The 15,017-nt window shown below is 53.6% G+C and carries 20 protein-coding genes and 1 pseudogene; 15 read left to right on the forward strand and 6 right to left on the reverse strand.

Features of this window, described 5'->3' with window-relative positions; translation table 11 throughout:
* The first annotated feature begins 84 nt into the window (after positions 1-84).
* A complete protein-coding gene (locus Q0835_RS17170) occupies positions 85-942 on the forward strand; it encodes a transglutaminase family protein (RefSeq protein WP_298963282.1) in 858 nt (285 codons plus the stop codon).
* Between the two features lie 120 nt (positions 943-1,062).
* Here the strand turns inward: Q0835_RS17170 and Q0835_RS17175 are convergent, their stop codons facing one another.
* Entirely contained in the window at positions 1,063-1,770 is a 708-nt protein-coding gene (locus tag Q0835_RS17175; RefSeq protein WP_298963285.1) for a sensor histidine kinase, read from the reverse strand.
* Positions 1,771-2,088: 318 nt separating this feature from the next.
* Here Q0835_RS17175 and Q0835_RS17180 point away from each other — a divergent pair, with 318 nt between their 5' ends.
* From Q0835_RS17180 to Q0835_RS17195, 4 genes are all read left to right on the forward strand, one after another.
* Complete coding sequence (locus Q0835_RS17180; RefSeq protein ID WP_298963288.1) at positions 2,089-2,397, forward strand: hypothetical protein; 309 nt, start codon at positions 2,089-2,091, stop codon at positions 2,395-2,397.
* Between the two features lie 98 nt (positions 2,398-2,495).
* On the forward strand, positions 2,496-2,882 hold the full coding sequence (locus tag Q0835_RS17185; protein WP_281926573.1) for a hypothetical protein: 387 nt from the start codon (positions 2,496-2,498) through the stop codon (positions 2,880-2,882).
* A 68-nt stretch (positions 2,883-2,950) separates the two neighbouring features.
* The gene (locus Q0835_RS17190; protein ID WP_281926572.1) at positions 2,951-3,094 is read left to right on the forward strand and encodes a hypothetical protein; all 144 of its coding nucleotides are present in this window, start codon (positions 2,951-2,953) and stop codon (positions 3,092-3,094) included.
* Between the two features lie 113 nt (positions 3,095-3,207).
* On the forward strand, positions 3,208-3,369 hold the full coding sequence (locus tag Q0835_RS17195) for a DUF3309 family protein (protein ID WP_282044575.1): 162 nt from the start codon (positions 3,208-3,210) through the stop codon (positions 3,367-3,369).
* 345 nt (positions 3,370-3,714) lie between these two features.
* Here Q0835_RS17195 and nhaA read toward each other — a convergent pair whose 3' ends face one another.
* Together nhaA and Q0835_RS17205 are read right to left on the reverse strand one after the other, a co-directional pair.
* Positions 3,715-5,058: a Na+/H+ antiporter NhaA gene (gene nhaA, locus Q0835_RS17200; RefSeq protein WP_298963299.1), complete on the reverse strand. Its 1,344-nt coding sequence runs from the start codon at positions 5,056-5,058 to the stop codon at positions 3,715-3,717.
* A gap of 95 nt (positions 5,059-5,153) precedes the next feature.
* Entirely contained in the window at positions 5,154-5,390 is a 237-nt protein-coding gene (locus tag Q0835_RS17205) for a hypothetical protein (RefSeq protein WP_298815587.1), read from the reverse strand.
* A 152-nt stretch (positions 5,391-5,542) separates the two neighbouring features.
* Between Q0835_RS17205 and Q0835_RS17210 the strand changes: the two genes are divergently transcribed.
* From Q0835_RS17210 to Q0835_RS17250, 9 genes are all read left to right on the forward strand, one after another.
* Positions 5,543-6,277 carry a Crp/Fnr family transcriptional regulator gene (locus Q0835_RS17210; protein WP_298815586.1) on the forward strand — a complete coding sequence of 245 codons (735 nt, stop codon included), beginning with the start codon at positions 5,543-5,545 and terminating at the stop codon, positions 6,275-6,277.
* A gap of 496 nt (positions 6,278-6,773) precedes the next feature.
* Positions 6,774-7,256, forward strand: a complete 483-nt coding sequence (locus Q0835_RS17215) for a hypothetical protein (RefSeq protein WP_298815585.1) — start codon at positions 6,774-6,776, stop codon at positions 7,254-7,256.
* Between the two features lie 59 nt (positions 7,257-7,315).
* Complete coding sequence (locus Q0835_RS17220) at positions 7,316-8,122, forward strand: transglutaminase family protein (RefSeq protein WP_281926601.1); 807 nt, start codon at positions 7,316-7,318, stop codon at positions 8,120-8,122.
* Between the two features lie 139 nt (positions 8,123-8,261).
* Complete coding sequence (locus Q0835_RS17225) at positions 8,262-8,558, forward strand: hypothetical protein (protein ID WP_298815584.1); 297 nt, start codon at positions 8,262-8,264, stop codon at positions 8,556-8,558.
* Positions 8,555-8,908: a hypothetical protein gene (locus tag Q0835_RS17230; protein WP_298815583.1), complete on the forward strand. Its 354-nt coding sequence runs from the start codon at positions 8,555-8,557 to the stop codon at positions 8,906-8,908. The genes Q0835_RS17225 and Q0835_RS17230 overlap by 4 nt, the downstream gene beginning before the upstream one ends.
* Before the next feature lie 15 nt (positions 8,909-8,923).
* Positions 8,924-9,133: a hypothetical protein gene (locus Q0835_RS17235; protein ID WP_298963302.1), complete on the forward strand. Its 210-nt coding sequence runs from the start codon at positions 8,924-8,926 to the stop codon at positions 9,131-9,133.
* Positions 9,134-9,165: 32 nt separating this feature from the next.
* Positions 9,166-10,371 carry an FtsH protease activity modulator HflK gene (hflK, locus tag Q0835_RS17240; RefSeq protein WP_298815581.1) on the forward strand — a complete coding sequence of 402 codons (1,206 nt, stop codon included), beginning with the start codon at positions 9,166-9,168 and terminating at the stop codon, positions 10,369-10,371.
* Entirely contained in the window at positions 10,368-11,402 is a 1,035-nt protein-coding gene (gene hflC / locus Q0835_RS17245) for a protease modulator HflC (protein WP_298815580.1), read from the forward strand. The genes hflK and hflC overlap by 4 nt, the downstream gene beginning before the upstream one ends.
* Entirely contained in the window at positions 11,399-11,821 is a 423-nt protein-coding gene (locus tag Q0835_RS17250) for a hypothetical protein (RefSeq protein ID WP_298963305.1), read from the forward strand. The genes hflC and Q0835_RS17250 overlap by 4 nt, the downstream gene beginning before the upstream one ends.
* A gap of 62 nt (positions 11,822-11,883) precedes the next feature.
* Here the strand turns inward: Q0835_RS17250 and Q0835_RS17255 are convergent, their stop codons facing one another.
* The 3 genes and pseudogenes from Q0835_RS17255 to Q0835_RS17265 all read right to left on the reverse strand — a co-directional run.
* On the reverse strand, positions 11,884-12,096 hold the full coding sequence (locus Q0835_RS17255; protein ID WP_298815578.1) for a hypothetical protein: 213 nt from the start codon (positions 12,094-12,096) through the stop codon (positions 11,884-11,886).
* Positions 12,097-12,176: 80 nt separating this feature from the next.
* Positions 12,177-12,395, reverse strand: a complete 219-nt coding sequence (locus Q0835_RS17260; protein ID WP_298815577.1) for a hypothetical protein — start codon at positions 12,393-12,395, stop codon at positions 12,177-12,179.
* 1,216 nt (positions 12,396-13,611) lie between these two features.
* Positions 13,612-13,895, reverse strand: a pseudogene (locus Q0835_RS17265) (transposase); the annotation flags it as partial.
* Positions 13,896-14,592: 697 nt separating this feature from the next.
* On the opposite strand from Q0835_RS17265, the gene Q0835_RS17270 reads away from it, so the two are divergent.
* Complete coding sequence (locus Q0835_RS17270; RefSeq protein WP_298963308.1) at positions 14,593-14,967, forward strand: hypothetical protein; 375 nt, start codon at positions 14,593-14,595, stop codon at positions 14,965-14,967.
* Positions 14,968-15,017: the final 50 nt, after the last annotated feature.

Below are 15,017 nucleotides of genomic sequence, written 5' to 3' on the forward strand. Positions count from 1 at the left end.
CCGTCTACCCGGTGCCAGCATCAGTTTGCCGGCAGAAAACTTTGGGCGTGCGCCCTTCTTGCTTCAAACATCAGAAAGAACCTCATGACCACGCTGAGCACATGTCGCTATCTGCAACCGGTCTTGCTTGGACCGCACCAGATGATGCTGCGGCCGCGTGAAGCGCGAGACCTGCGGCTCATTTCGCACGACTTGACGGTGTCGCCAGAGGCAGAAATTACCTGGGCCCATGACGTCGCGGGCAATGCCGTCGCGACTGCCCGGTTCAGCGCACCGACCCGACAATTGCTTATCGAAAGTCGGGCAACAGTTGAGTTGACCGCTTCAGCCTGGCCGGTATTCGCCATTGCTGCCGAGGCCATCAACTACCCGTTTTTCTATTCCGATGATGACCTGACCGACCTAGGAGCGCTTGCAACACCTCAATATGCCGACCTTGACGGCCGACTATCCAGATGGGCCGAGGGTTTTGTCCTTGGACGTCCAACCGATACCTTGTCCCTGTTGAGGGACATCGCGACCGGCTTCTCGACCGGGATTGCCTATCTAAGCCGCGAGATGCAGGGAACGCAGACGCCTCTGGACACACTATCGCGCGGATCAGGGGCATGTCGCGACATTGCAGTCCTGTTCGCGGAGGCTGTGCGAAGCCTCGGTTTCGGAGCGCGCATCGTCTCCGGCTACCTGTACGATCCAGAAAGGTGTCTCGTGGGGCATGAAGGCACGGGTTCCACCCATGCCTGGACGGAAGTCTTTGTACCAGGTGCAGGATGGGTCGCTTTCGATCCCACGAACCAAAGCGTTGGATCCAAAAATCTGATCCCCTTGGCCGTCGCCCGCGGTATTCATCAGGTCGTCCCGGTCGCCGGCAGTTTTACGGGAACCGGGAGCGCTCTGGGAGAAATGTCAGTCGAAGTGCATCATACAGTGATTGATGATTGAAGTTGGAATGCCGACCGGGAATTCATTGGACGCCGCGGTATCGGGAAACGTCGAACGGAGCACGGCACATATCGCGACGAGGGCCAGCTCAACCCATGACACGCCAAATCCGCTCCGGTCCTAGCCATTGCGGCTGAAGCTTGTGTGCGACTCGTCCTCGTTCAGCGTCTGGTCGAACACGAAGCCGGCACTTGCCAACGTCAGTGTCGCGGTCACGCCAATTTCACTGGATGAATAATCAATCGAGCTACCGATTTGAGCAGACAGTGCCTTTACCAGTCGGGTTCCCAATCCATTGGCGGTCTGGCTCGTGCCAGTGCTCCCAAGACCTGGTCCGTTGTCGCTGACCATAATCAGGATTGAATCGCTGATATCTTTTCGACAGGCAATCCCGATCCGCCTCACTGCACCGGCGCGATGACCATACTTGAGGGCGTTGGTGACAATCTCGGTAAAGATCTGCGCAACGGGAAGCACATGATCGAACTTTAAGGCACAGTCAGGCGCGTAGGTTTCGGTGAAGATGACGTCGTCAGCAATGCCCGACCTGAGGGTTGTGCAAATCTTGTCCAGAAGATCCCCCAACTGAACTCCGTCTTCGGAACCGCTGCCGGTAAGTATCCGCTGCAAGTCCGACACGGCCTGAATATGTGCACTGATCGCGTTCAACAACAACGAAACTTCCATAAACTCTAACGGGCTATCCTGTCTCTTGAGACCGATCCCTTTGAGGCGCACATAACTGGACAACATGGCCAGGTGATTGGCTATCCGGTGGTCGGCCTTGAGGGAACCGGTGGAGCGGGCTTTGTTTCTGAACTTTCGCATTTGGGACCTCATTGGTTCCGTTCTTTAACAGGACCGGGCACATTTGCAGAACCCTTGCCGAGACGCGTCCGCCGAACCCTGCGCGCTGCTCTTCAGCCAATGAATGCGCGCCTTTAACCGACCTTACGCTTCAGGTATCCAAGCGGTACTGATGCAGATCAGGCCAATGCGTTCAAAGACGCGCAGGGCACTCGCAAAGCTATTGATGACACGCTTCCGATGCGCGACTTCACCGAACCGAACCCAATCCCGTTATCTGCCACTAGCCAATGGCAGCGTGGATACCAGTCGTTCATCGTACGGTCAGGATGACGGCATGTGATCTCGATCAACGTCGCAATCCAGAGTGCCGTCACTGTAGCTTCAGGCAACGTGGACAGTGGTTCCGCTGCAAGTGGTTATCACGCGGATGCAATTCAGTCGGATGCGGCACGGTCGACCATATTGAGGATAGAACTAATTTCTCTGATCGACATTATCAACCGTATGTTCGACCGGGCCGACTATTCAAACCTCGATGCCCGAACACTGTTCGGCTTAACGAGCAAGGGCTTCCGCCAGCGGCTTTTCTTCTCCACAACCACTGATCTGAGTCAGTACCAGATTGCATGCTTTCCGCTAGGGTGAAAGACGCCGAAGAAATAGGCCTGACCTGCTTCGGTTCAATCGGGGCAAAGTTCCCGGCGAATTCTGCCGAAACGGACAGTGCCCGCAAGGATCCTCACATGGCATACGTACCGAACCGACTTAGACACGACCCGCAATACGACCTCTTTCTACAGGCCCTCGTCGGCGACGACATCCGCGGAACCAGCGTCACCGTGCTGTCGATGCTCGCTCGGCTTGGGTACGACCCATGGAAAGAGGCTTCCGCCTTGACACAATTGGGGGAGCCGGCTGCACGACGAAGATTGGAAGCGCTCCTGGCCCGCTTCACCGATGTACCGTTGTTCGGTCCGGCGCGAAGCATGGCTGTCTCGCGGCTGATCGCTTTTCTTCCGCGCGTCGGCAAGGATGCTTCCACGCCCCGGCCGACGGCAACATCCATCTATTGGCTGGTCGGCATCGGCTTGCTGCTAGCCTATGTCGGCCTGCAAGCCCACGACAATTAGAAGGAACCAGCAGCCTCTTCACCCTGCCTCCACGGTCCTTTGAACACCGGCAATCTTTGAGGAACAAGATGATCAATTGGAACCTTCTTCTGATCCTTGTCGGCGTGCTTGCCGTCGTGGCGGTTGGCGCAAGCTACCTGTACTACAAAGAACGCCAGCGCAGGATCGATATCGAGATCGGCCAGAATCGCATTTCCATCGAAGGAAAGTGAGCAAAATTGTGCATCCGGAGCGTTGCTAAGACATTAAGCCGTCCGGTCACCGCAGTTCAGATCAGCAGGACCTGTCGCGAGACGCGATATTGCCTCCCTCAGGAGAAACCACCATGTCACTCGGCCTGATCCTCATTATTCTGCTTGTCATAATTCTTATGGGCGGTTTCAGAGACCGTATCGATGGGCGTGACTTTAGCTTCGGCCATTCCGGGTTAAGTCTGCTTGGTGCTGTTCTGACCGTCGTCGTACTCGTGTTGTTTGGCCGTATCTGAAACGATTTACCGTTATGGGTGATGTGGTTTTCAGTGCCCTGGAAATCCCATCCGAACCGTTCCTGGAGGCTTGCTGAAGTAGAGGACCGCCGCGACCTCCATGTTCCAAGTCAGAATTCACGGTTGCTGGTCGCTCCAGAACCCTCGGCGAAAATCAGAAATAAGAAGTCCATGACGATCTCGTCCAGATGAATAGCGTTTCAGCTAGAATTCAAGGAGACTTGAACACTGCCGGCAGACAACCGGACCTGTCAATTACAACGTTTCAATGCGGAACCGGACACAATAGTACTTGATTGAGTCCGGTTCGGTAGGTCGAAAAGACTTTGTTGGTGTTGTATATTTTCACACTTCCCCGGTTTCCCCGCTTCGGCGGAACTCAGAGTGCGTAACCAGCCACAAGAGCGCGAGTAAACCTATAATTGCAGAGACTGCGGATCCCGTAAAAATTCCGAGCTTTGCAGCCCCTATAAGATCCCTATCAAAAGCCAGGTTGGCGATGAAGAGCGACATGGTGAAGCCGATGCCGGCGAGAAATGCTCCAGCTGTCAAGAACGGCCATGACAGATCAGGGTGTCTCACCGCAATACCCAAACGAACGGCCGCCCAGCTGAAACTGAAAACGCCGAGGGGCTTGCCGAGCACCAATCCTGCGACAATCGCCAACGAAATTTGCTGACCAATATCGGCCTTGTCGATCGAAATCCCGGCATTTGCCAGAGCGAAGATCGGCATGACAGCAAACCCTACCCATGGATGCAGCGCCAATTCGAGCCTCTCAACCGGAGAAAGGGTTTCTGAAACCGCCCGGCCAGCCTCACGAAGATCATGCCGTTCTGGAGTGTCTCCGCTCCAGTGTTCGCCTCCTGGATAGGCGAGCACCTGCTCGAGAATTGCCCGAAGGCGCGTATCGCTCACCCAATTTTGGGTTGGTGTCATTAAGCCAAGAACAACACCTGTAATCGTTGCATGAATGCCAGAAGTATCGACGCACAACCAGATTGCGCCGCCCGCCAGAAAATATATGGGCATGCTTCTTATACCGAGGCGGGCAATGCCGACCACCAGACCAAATCCCAGTAGCGCCGCCCCTATAGCAATCCAGTTAAATGCTTCTCCGTAAAACACAGCCACCACAACGATGGCTCCGACATCGTCAAAAATGGCTAGCGACAACAGAAAGAGCCGGAGAGTTGGTGGTATGCGCCGACCGAAGAGTGCGAGGCACCCGATAGCGAATGCCGTATCGGTGGCCATGACGGTTCCCCAACCGTGTATCCCCGGGTTCCCGGCGATCAACGCCAAATAGATCGAGACCGGTACGATCATTCCTCCGAGCGCAGCTGCAAATGGTAACGCAGCCTGTCTTGGGTTCCTCAATTCTCCGAGAACGATTTCTCGTTTGAGTTCCAGGGAAATCACAAAGAAAAAGAACGTCATCAGTCCATCGTTGACCCAGTGCCGCAGCGAACGGGTGAAATCCAGCGATCCGTAATGGAGACCAATCGGTGTTTCCCAAAAGGCCTCGAAAGACAGAGCCCAGGGCGAGTTGGCCAGGGAAAGTGCGAGCAGCAAAGCAAGAAGCAACAGTCCACCTGCCGCCGCCTCGATTTTCAGAAACCTTGCGAATGTTTTCGTGAAGCGATCGGCAATTTCTTGAGGAAGGCTAGTGCCATTTGAACTGGTCATGTCAGTTGCTGTCTTCGCCGGAGAAATGATGCCTCAAGGCGCACTTTTCGTGTCGAGGATGGCTAGGCCACCCGCAGGCCAGGGCTAGGGTCAGGTTAGGGCCTTCGAACCGAGTTTCCGCCAGCAATAATCCGATTGATCAGTTTGGCTACCGCAAGGTGCATTTCCCTGTCAGATTCGGGAGTAACCGAATTTTCGTGTGAAGCGGCGGCATCGCGCAATATTCCCACGATCTCGTGTTCAGGAAGAATTGCATGATCATTTATGGCGAGCAGAAGAGCCTCACAAATGGAGAGAGCCGCCATTCCTGAAAGGTCCTTTGGATCGGGCATTGTCGGCATTCCTTTCCTTGGGAAGAAGTCCGCAGCGATTGCGAACCTGTGGAATATCATCAGCCTCGCAGAGTTTGTGTTATCTTGTACTGATCGAAAGCAGTCCAAGTGCCGGGATTGCGGGATAATATCCACCGATGCTGGAGGCACCATTGAACACCATCGAAACAAGTCCGCTCAAACGCAAACTTTCCGCATTTGTCGCTTTGTCCGTTGATGAGCTTGTAGTCTTGGAGCGACTACACCAGCGCCGCAGAACATTCGTCGCGGGTCGAGATCTTGTGCATCAGGGACAGTCCAGGCAGGCTGCCTATATACTGGTTTCAGGATGGGTATGTTCTTACAAGACGCAATCTGACGGGACACGCCAGATTGTCGACGTCCAGATACCTGGCGACTTTCTTGGGTTGCGCAGCGTTCTGCTTCGCACCTCGGACCACAGCTTTGAACCGATCACCGATATTCAGGCGGTCGAAGTTCATGCTAACGATCTCCTTGACGCGTTTGCAAGGTTCCCTCGCTTGGCGGCCGCAGTATTGTGGGCCGCGTCACGGGACGAAGCCATGGTGGTCGAACACCTCGTTGGCCTCGGACGGCGTGACGCGGACGGGCGTATGGCCCATTTTTTGCTGGAGCTTGGCTCGAGATTGGCTCTGATTGGCATGGGTAGCCAGAGTGGCTACGACTGTCCTTTGACACAGTATCACCTCGCCGATGCTTTGGGACTGAGCGCCGTGCACGTCAATCGTGTTTTACGGCAATTGCGTGAAAGCGGATTGGTCACGTTTCGAAACGGCAAGGTGACGTTCCACGATCGTGACCGCCTGGTCGAATTTGCGGGGTTCGATCCTGAATATCTAGACCAAAACGGGCCATTGCTGAAGTAAACTCATACTTGCGCGATGCCTATTTCTGGCCGACCAATTTCTTTGGAATGCGACCGGAAAGAACTAGGTGCAAAAGATGCCGCCGTTCTTGTCAATCTTTTCCTTGATTTTGTTGGCCCGAAAAAAACTTGTAAGCAAGATAGTAAATCCGCAGGTCACAATCTTAACCGCATCGGAACGAAAAAACTCCAAGCACTAACTTCGATCAGGATGTTTCCCCAAGGCTCCAAGTAGGATGAGCGGAGCGGTCGGGTACTCGGTCAATTTCTTGACACGCCTTTAAAGGCATTGACAAAGACTGCGACAACAGGCGGGCCAATCTCATAAGCGGACTCGCAACGCTTGCCCCGAAAAACGAAGTTACCTCAAATAGTCACGCGTTGGAAAGGGGTTCATTAGTGCCGAGCCTGTTTTCAAGTGTCTACGTGCCTGCCGAAGCATTTGCTCGCAGGCTTTGAACGTGACGTGCGCTTACATGCGAAGGAGTACTGCGGCTATGGAGAAGAAATTGAAGAGGGACGGACCCAAGTCGGATTCCACAGATCTCGAGAGGCGGGTCCTAGCACACGAGAGAATTTTACAATCTCTGATAGCGTATATGTCCTGCTCTGAGCCCCGGTTTGTCAAACACCTCAAGACACGCTTTGTCGACACCAATTCGATGGCGCGCCGCGAACAAGACTATAGAGACGTTGACGATTATGCCGAAGAATTCATGCGCGCGGTCATAAACCTCGGGGAAACCAGTGCCCTTCCAATATCGAGCGTTACAAAAACTGAAAGGGCCTCCAAGCATCCGAGAAAACTGGTGCTTGCTTCAGTCCATATGCTTCCTCCGGAGACTGAGCAGGATCGGGTGCAGGTCCGGGAAAGAAATGGGATATGGGAAGTAAGGGTTGATGGCGCCTTTCTCGGGGACTATCAGAAATCGGAACACGCTAGGACCGCTGCCGCTCTGGCCAGGCTTTCACTCAAATGAGGAAGGGTCTGTCGTCTTCTGGCCGTTTGGAATGCTCAAGACGGGAAAGAAAGGGTGATATCCGGATCAGCCTGGGTTGCCGTCTTGATTTCAAGTTTCCGAAATCCACACCGATAATTGCGATGCTCAACGTTGATGCAACACACTATTGCGACCTCGAGCAACTGGATTTTTTGACAACTACTCCTTGCGTGCCGATCGAGAGCTACAAGGATGTTTTTGGGAACTGGTGTTCCAGGCTGACAGCGCCGGCCGGCGCCTTCAGAATGGCGACGCAAGGCATCTTTTTTGATCATGGAAAGAAAGATCGGTTTTTTCCTGCTGCGTATCAGCACTCTGTACAAGATCTTCCATCCGACGCACTCGTGTTTCTATTGGGCAGCCGCTATTGCGATACTGATTTGCTGTCGCAAGAATCTTGGCGGCTGTTCGGAGAAACAAAGACAGGCTGGGCCAGGGTTCAGGCTATCTGTGACTATGTGCATCAGCAGGTGACCTTCGGCTATGAGCATGCACGCGCAACCCGAACGGCGTCCGAAACCCTGACCGAAGGGCGGGGTGTTTGCCGTGACTTCACCCACCTTGCGATCAGCTTCTGTCGATGCATGAACATCCCGGCCCGCTATTGCACGGGATACCTGAGTGATATCGGCGAGCCGGAACCGCATACCCCGTGTGATTTCGCAGCCTGGATGGAAGTCTTCCTGGCAAACCGATGGTGGATCTTCGATCCGCGCAACAACCAACGCCGCATCGCACGGTTTCTGATTGGCCGCGGAAGGGATGCTGCCGATGTCCCGCTTACACAAACCTTTGGCGAAAATACTTTAGGAAATTTCGAGGTTTGGACCGAGATTTCCAATTGAGACTAACTTCGATCAGCACACGACCGGCCGGGTCCATCTAAATTCTTTGAAACAGTCTCGCCTTCCTATGAAATCATCGACCAAGACGATTCTGGGAGCTTGATTGAAGCACAACCAATTAAAAACGGCGGATATTGCCATGAACACCCGATCGACCAGATCGACGGTGAAGTTCTTCCACCCCTTCTCTTTAAATAGGCAATCGGAAGTCCTGCCTGCCGGAGACTACGAAGTCCTTGTCGAAGAAGAACTTCTTCAGGATATGAATTTCCTCGGATACCGAAAGACGGCGACGTATCTGATCGTTGCTGGCAAGGGGAAGACCGTGATGCGGGAAATCTCCGGAAACGATCTGGAAGCCGTGCTCAACCGAGACCGGGCCGCCAACGATGACAGACAAAACAGCAAGGCAGCTCCTGCGGAGGACTTGAAATGAACATTCCCGAATGGCTGAAACCTGTTGCGCTCGGCGTCGTGATCGGCGCAATTGCCGTGAGCGCGGTGGGATTTTCCTGGGGCGGCTGGGTAACCGGTGGAAACGCGACACAGATGGCGAACAGGCTGTCACAAGACAAAGTAATTGCAGCGCTCGTGCCGGTTTGCGTCAACCTATCCCGCACCGACGCAGAACGCGCCACGAAGCTGGCGAAGATTCGTAAAACCTCTGCATACCAGCGAAGGAATGCGCTCATGGAAACTGGATGGGCGACGGTTCCTGGTTCGGATAGCTCCGACCGAGATTTGGCGCAAGCCTGCCTGGCCGCACTCGAACTCGACAAATCGTGAGCGGGAGCGCTCATCATGCCAGAAAGTACACTTGGTTCGATGTTCGCAGAGAATCTCCAACATCAAGACCATGCCGCAGCGGATACCGTTGCTTTCTACGTGAAGGAAGATCTCACACTTAAGGACTTTTTTCGCCGTAAGCAGCGAAATGGCCGAAGGGAGACTTTTGCCATCCAGGCGGCGGAAAATGAAGGCATGCGGGTTTTCGTGAACGAGCCGGAATAAGAGCAAAGCCAGGCCACGTATCTCGACCGGGTATGACGGCACTTTTCGGCAGCAAAGCCTGTCTCGGCGATCAGCCGGGCGATGCCGAACGCCTGACAATTCACTTTGAAGAACGAGAGCAATCCGTCCCGATCAGCCGGCGCGCAAGTGATTCTCGGGAAAGAGCTGTCATGACATTGGAAAACAAAAGTCCTCCCGGTTCGGGTCCTTGGGGCACGGGGCCGGGAGACCGTTCATCGGATATCGACACTTTTCTGCGGCATGGTCGCCAGCGCTTCGGTGGCATTTTACCGGGTGGCTTTCCCTCGGGCCGCGGACTTTTGGTCGCCGGCGCACTTAGCTTTGCCGCTTACGGGCTCTGGTCATCCTACTACACCGTACCCAGTGACTCCGTAGCAGTCATTCAGCGTTTCGGAAAGTTCGTCGCGGAAGTCCCGCCCGGGCTACATTTCAAGTTCCCCCTCGGGATCGACACAGCGACGATTGTCCCGGTCAAGCGTCAATTGAAGCAGGAATTCGGCTTCACCACGCCAGGTGGCAACGATCCCTATCAAAGTCCCACCGACGGCCGGCGCGAGACCGAGATGGTTACCGGCGACCTGAATGCGGCGTTGGTCGAATGGGTGGTTCAATATCGTATTTCGGATCCGGTCAAGTTTCTGTTCGAGGTGCGAGAGCCCGCCGCCACGCTTCGCTATGTTTCGGAATCCGTCATGCGCGAAGTGGTTGGTGACCGCACTGTCGACGAAGTCATCACGATCGGCCGGCAGGAAATCGAAAGCGAAGCACTCCTGAAGATGCAGGCTCTGGCCACGAAATACGCCATGGGCATCAGCATCGACCAGGTTCAGCTCAAGAACATCAACCCACCTGAGCCCGTCCAGTCCTCGTTCAATGAAGTCAACCAGGCGCAGCAGGAAAAGGAGCGTCTGATCAACGAGGCCCGCCGGGAATACAACAAGGTCATCCCGCTGGCGGAAGGCGAAAAGGACCAGCGTATTCGTGAGGCGGATGGCTATCGGTTGAAAAGGATCAACGAGGCCGAAGGCGACGCGTCGCGCTTTACTGCGCTCTTGACCGAATATCTGAAAGCACCGGATGTAACCCGCCGGCGGATCTACATCGAAACCCTTCAGGATGTGATGCCCGGTATCGAATCGAAGATCATCGTTGACGGATCAACCGGCAGCATCCTGCCGCTTCTCAATCTCGACCGTCAAAAGGAAAACCGGCCATGAAGATCGTATGGGGACTTCTTGCCGGGATTGGAGCCGTTGCCGTTGTGTCAGCCTCCACTGCCATTTACACCGTTGGCGAAATTGAACAGGCAATCATCACCCAGTTCGGTAAGCCTGTGGGAGAACCGGTTACCACGTCGGGTCTCAAACTGAAACTTCCCTTCGTTCAGGACGTCAACCGGATTGATCGCCGGGTTCTGGAATGGGATGGCAACCCTTCCGACATGCCAACAAAAGACAAGCTGTATATTTCCGTCGACCTGTTCGCCCGCTGGAAGATCACCGACCCTTTGCAATACTTTCTCCGACTTCGCGACGAACGAAGCGCCCAGTCCCGGCTCGACGACATTTTGGGCAGCGAGACACGCAATGCGGTTGCAAAGCACGAGCTGATCGAGATCATCCGGACGACAAGAGGGCGTACCCCCTTGCGAGACACACTCCTTACGGACGAGGAACTTGCGCAGGATATCGGGTCGCTTGTTCCCATCCAGAAAGGTCGGGAACTTGTCGAGAGGGAAATATTCGAGGCAGCGGCCGAGAAGGTCCGCGTCTTCGGAATTGCGCTGCTCGACATCCGGTTCAAGCGCATCAATTACAACGAGAGCGTCCGGCCAAAAATTTACGACCGGATGGTCTCGGAACGCCGGCAGATCGCCGAGCGCTTCTTGTCGGAGGGCAACGGCGAGGCCGCACGTATTCGCGGTAACCGTGTGCGCGATCTGAACAAGATCCAGTCCGAAGCCTATCGGGAGGTGGAGGAAATCCGTGGAGTGGCCGATGCAGCCGCTGCCGACATTTACGCCCGGGCCTACAACACAACCGTGCAAGCCGCGGAATTCTACGAGTTTACCCGGACAATGCAGGCCTACAAGGACATGATATCCTCTGGAACGACCCTTGTCTTGTCGACGGACAGTGATCTCTTCAAGTTCTTGAGGGGTATGCAGGCTAAAGTCGGGAAACCGGACCGCCGCCAGCCGGATAGCGGCGGCGAATTGGTCAGTGACCTGACAGAGAGCAAGCAATGACCAAGTCGGTTTCGACCGAAAAGTCGGGACTACCCAATTGGAAACAGTCCGAACCTGCACCCATTTCGGTGCCTTCTCCCGATCCGTTCAATTTCATGAACCGCGCGCTTGAAAATTGGGACGGCGAGGGAGGAGCACTTGCGCAGGATTCCATGCACTGTGAATATGGCAAGCGTGTCGAAGCTGACGGCTCCTGGACGATTTACCACGTCTTTACCGGCAGCCCGGCAACAATTGGCGGCAATCTGATGCAGGACATGAACGCAAAAGACGCACTGGATCAAATGACAATAACAAATGCCGGCAATTCCACACGGCGGGCGGCACGTGCAAAGATCTTGAAGGTGCGATTTTTGGCTACCTGGTGGGTTCGACTAACCAAATACTTCCGATTTTTCTACTTCTTGCTGCCAGTGTGATCAAGCTTCTCGTTCGCCGACCCCTCATGGCGTCGGCCGTTTTTTGAGGAGATCGATTGCGGCTATGGTTCGAGATGAGACCTAATTGAGCCCTCCAATTCTTCCGCAATATTGAGCGAAGATTGAAGAACTTTCGTTTCGTTCGAGGCGTCAGATCCCTGTTCCATGATGGCGACAGGTAATTCAAGCTTGCCAGCCGCAGTGTTCACGCGAACATAATACAGAAGCTGGCCACAGGGCCGCACTTCAACTTTCGTCAGCTTGATCTCTGACATTGTCAGTCTCCTATATAGACATTCACGCACCACTGGAATTCGCGAGAGCTTGGGCTTTCTGCCTTGCAACGCGCAAAGCCTTACCTTTGGTAAATCGTTTTTTTGATTACAAGCGCGTTGCCCTGGGTTGCTTCGGCAATCGCCACGGGTTCGAGGTTGTCCTGGGTGACCATATGTTCGTGCAACTCCAGATCATTGCGGATCCGGTATTGCGGTGTGTCACCGATGCAGGGCATCAACGCGGTAATGCGGAAGGATACGCCACGACTTGAGGACGTCATCGGGGGGGCGTTCTTCATTCTGACACATTGTCCGATGGCAAAACGGTGTTCTGAAAGAGTTGGCGCCTTTCGGTTGAGCCAATTTTGTTGGTTATTTTCGTTAATCATGATCCTTTTCCTTCGCATTTTCCATCCTGTATACCTTGGCAAGGCTGTCATTCGACTGTTGTTCATGATCCTGGGCCGTCGGGCCACAGAACCATGAGCGACGAGAGACATCGGGCCAAGCATTCGAGGAAAGCTTGAAAGTGTTGCATGAATCGCGTCGATCGAAACTGATGCATGTTGGTCAGCGCTGGAAAAGCTGGGATCTCTTTGTCATAATCTCTGAGCTAAGGGATAGGGTTTGCGTGCTCTTCGGCGAAAAGAACTGCGCGAGGACAAAAGTGTGTATTTGCTACTAAGTTGACGATTAACGGCTCCGAAACTCGTGGCACGGATTATCAGTGGCAGATGTATATGTTTGGTTCGAGGTCAGCGTGCCGACGGGCACAGCTCTTGCTCCCGTCTGATCGACGCAGGGCGAATGGCAAGTTTCGTCAGTCGACAGCCAAAACCAGACTGTCCCCTCTCGGCCCCTTTTCGGACATTGGCAGACTCGATTGAGAGATACACGGTTGATATCGCGATATCGGGTTGACACGGTGGTATTCTGTAAAATTAGTGTTCACGGGTAAAGCTTCACGCTTATCCAATTCAAATCAATTGCTTACGAGAAAACAAAACCAACACAAAGCACATTTCGCTTTGACGGGGGTAACGGTGGTAGCGGTCCTCCGATGCCAAATTCAGCCATCACAATCCAAACCCATCAAATGCCTTTCAGGACGGATCGCGCGAGTTCATGGGTTTCAGGTTGGTCATTAAGCAAATACTTAGATAGTTGCTTGTCAATTCATCGTTGAGGTACCGGGCAGGCCAAGTCCATCAGGTGACTTTTTTGAACAAATTTGAAACGAACATTCAACCAAGAAAAACATCAAATTAATTTAGTACGTTTGGATAAGTGCGTATCATTTTTTACTTAGTATGACTAATTTCACTTCTAACTATTTGTGAACAAGAGTCCCAACTCTTCGCTGCGGAGAAAACGGTTTTTCCGACAGCCGCATGCGAAGTTCCACCTCACAGTCGCGCCTGGATTGATATCTGTGAGAAGCCGCCCGAAGCCCATAGCATTACATGTACGGTGCTCTGACGCCTCAAACACACCCTAAAAATGCCGGACAACTTTGCGACGGCGGACTGGCTTCACCACTTTTTTCTCAAAGCATCCTGAAGCATGGTCTTGTCCAGCTTCAAATCGGCCACGAGGCGTTTCAGTTTCAAGTTCTCGTCTTCGAGATGCTTAAGTCGCCGGATCTCCGCAACGCCCATTCCGGCATAAACCTTCTTCCATCAATAGAACGTTGCCCCAGCAACACCCACCTTTCGACAAATCTCGCCAATTGTCGTGCCAGCTTCTACCTGCCGGAGTGCGAAAGCAATCTGTTCGTCTGAAAATCGTTTCCTCGGCATCGGGACACTCCTCTTTCATTAGAATGAACCCAAGAATTCGCACTCAAATCGGACCAGATTCAAGGATCAAGACCACAGCGCAAAATAGCGTGATTAATAAAGTGAAAATTATCAATGGTAAAATTTTCCATTTAGTGATCGAACTACTCTTCGAAGCGAATTAAAAGTACTCGATTAAGTATAGTGCGACGCACAAGATATTTTATATTGTGGCAAAATTACATTGTTCCCACGATAGTATTTAATCGTTTGGATTAGTGGGCTCGGGAAGCTAGAACCCAAGACCATAAGCAAAAGTCTCAATCTCGGACGGGTTTGATATTCATTTCGTGAGTTCCGCGAAAGACCGTCAAACGCATTAGAAGCGGACGTTCATGGCTGCTAAGTGAAATTGTCGGCAATCAGAATAAAGTCTGTGGCGCGTAGAATTATCGAATGGCAGCGAAGAAGGACCGACACCGTGCCCTAGTGTATCAACGTTCTAGGAGTTGGAACAAGAACGAAGCCATTGGTATTGGTGAGACCGCCTTTGCAGAAGTCGCAGCATTCCCCAAAATGCTCCTCATCGCTTTGAGTGCGTAAGACCGGTGGTTGCCGCAAGAAAACTGTGGTCATCACCCCGACTTTGAGCTCTTCGATCGACTTTAGAGCGCCTACCGCTCTTGTTTTTTCGGCTCTCTCGATTATATCGCCACCGATGAGCAAAACCGCGCGACATTTCAGCAAGATCGCAGCGACGCTGTTTTTGGCGTTCGCTATGATTGCCGTTGCGCGTGTACCGATGCAGCACCAGATGGCCGAGGCTGCCGAGCCGACGGCAGTGCAAGCCAGCATGCCATGCGAGAACATGGCCAAGCATGCTGCCGCCGACATGCAGGGCGGGACCCATGACCATGGATCCTCCGGAAACGACAGGTGTTGCGGAGGAGCGCTTTGCGCCGGCTACACATTCGACGGAGTCACCGCTGGTCTTGCCCCTGCTCTGCGCGTCTTGAGCTTTGCTCAGTCGCCACCTGATGTTCTGCATGTGGCAGATATCACTCTCCCCAAACGCCCTCCACGATTCCTCTGAAGCGCCATCTCGCGGAAGTCCGCGAGCTTTCGTTGTTGAACCGGCCGTCG

The organism is uncultured Roseibium sp., assembly GCF_947499295.1.
Taxonomy (GTDB): Bacteria; Pseudomonadota; Alphaproteobacteria; order Rhizobiales; family Stappiaceae; genus Roseibium.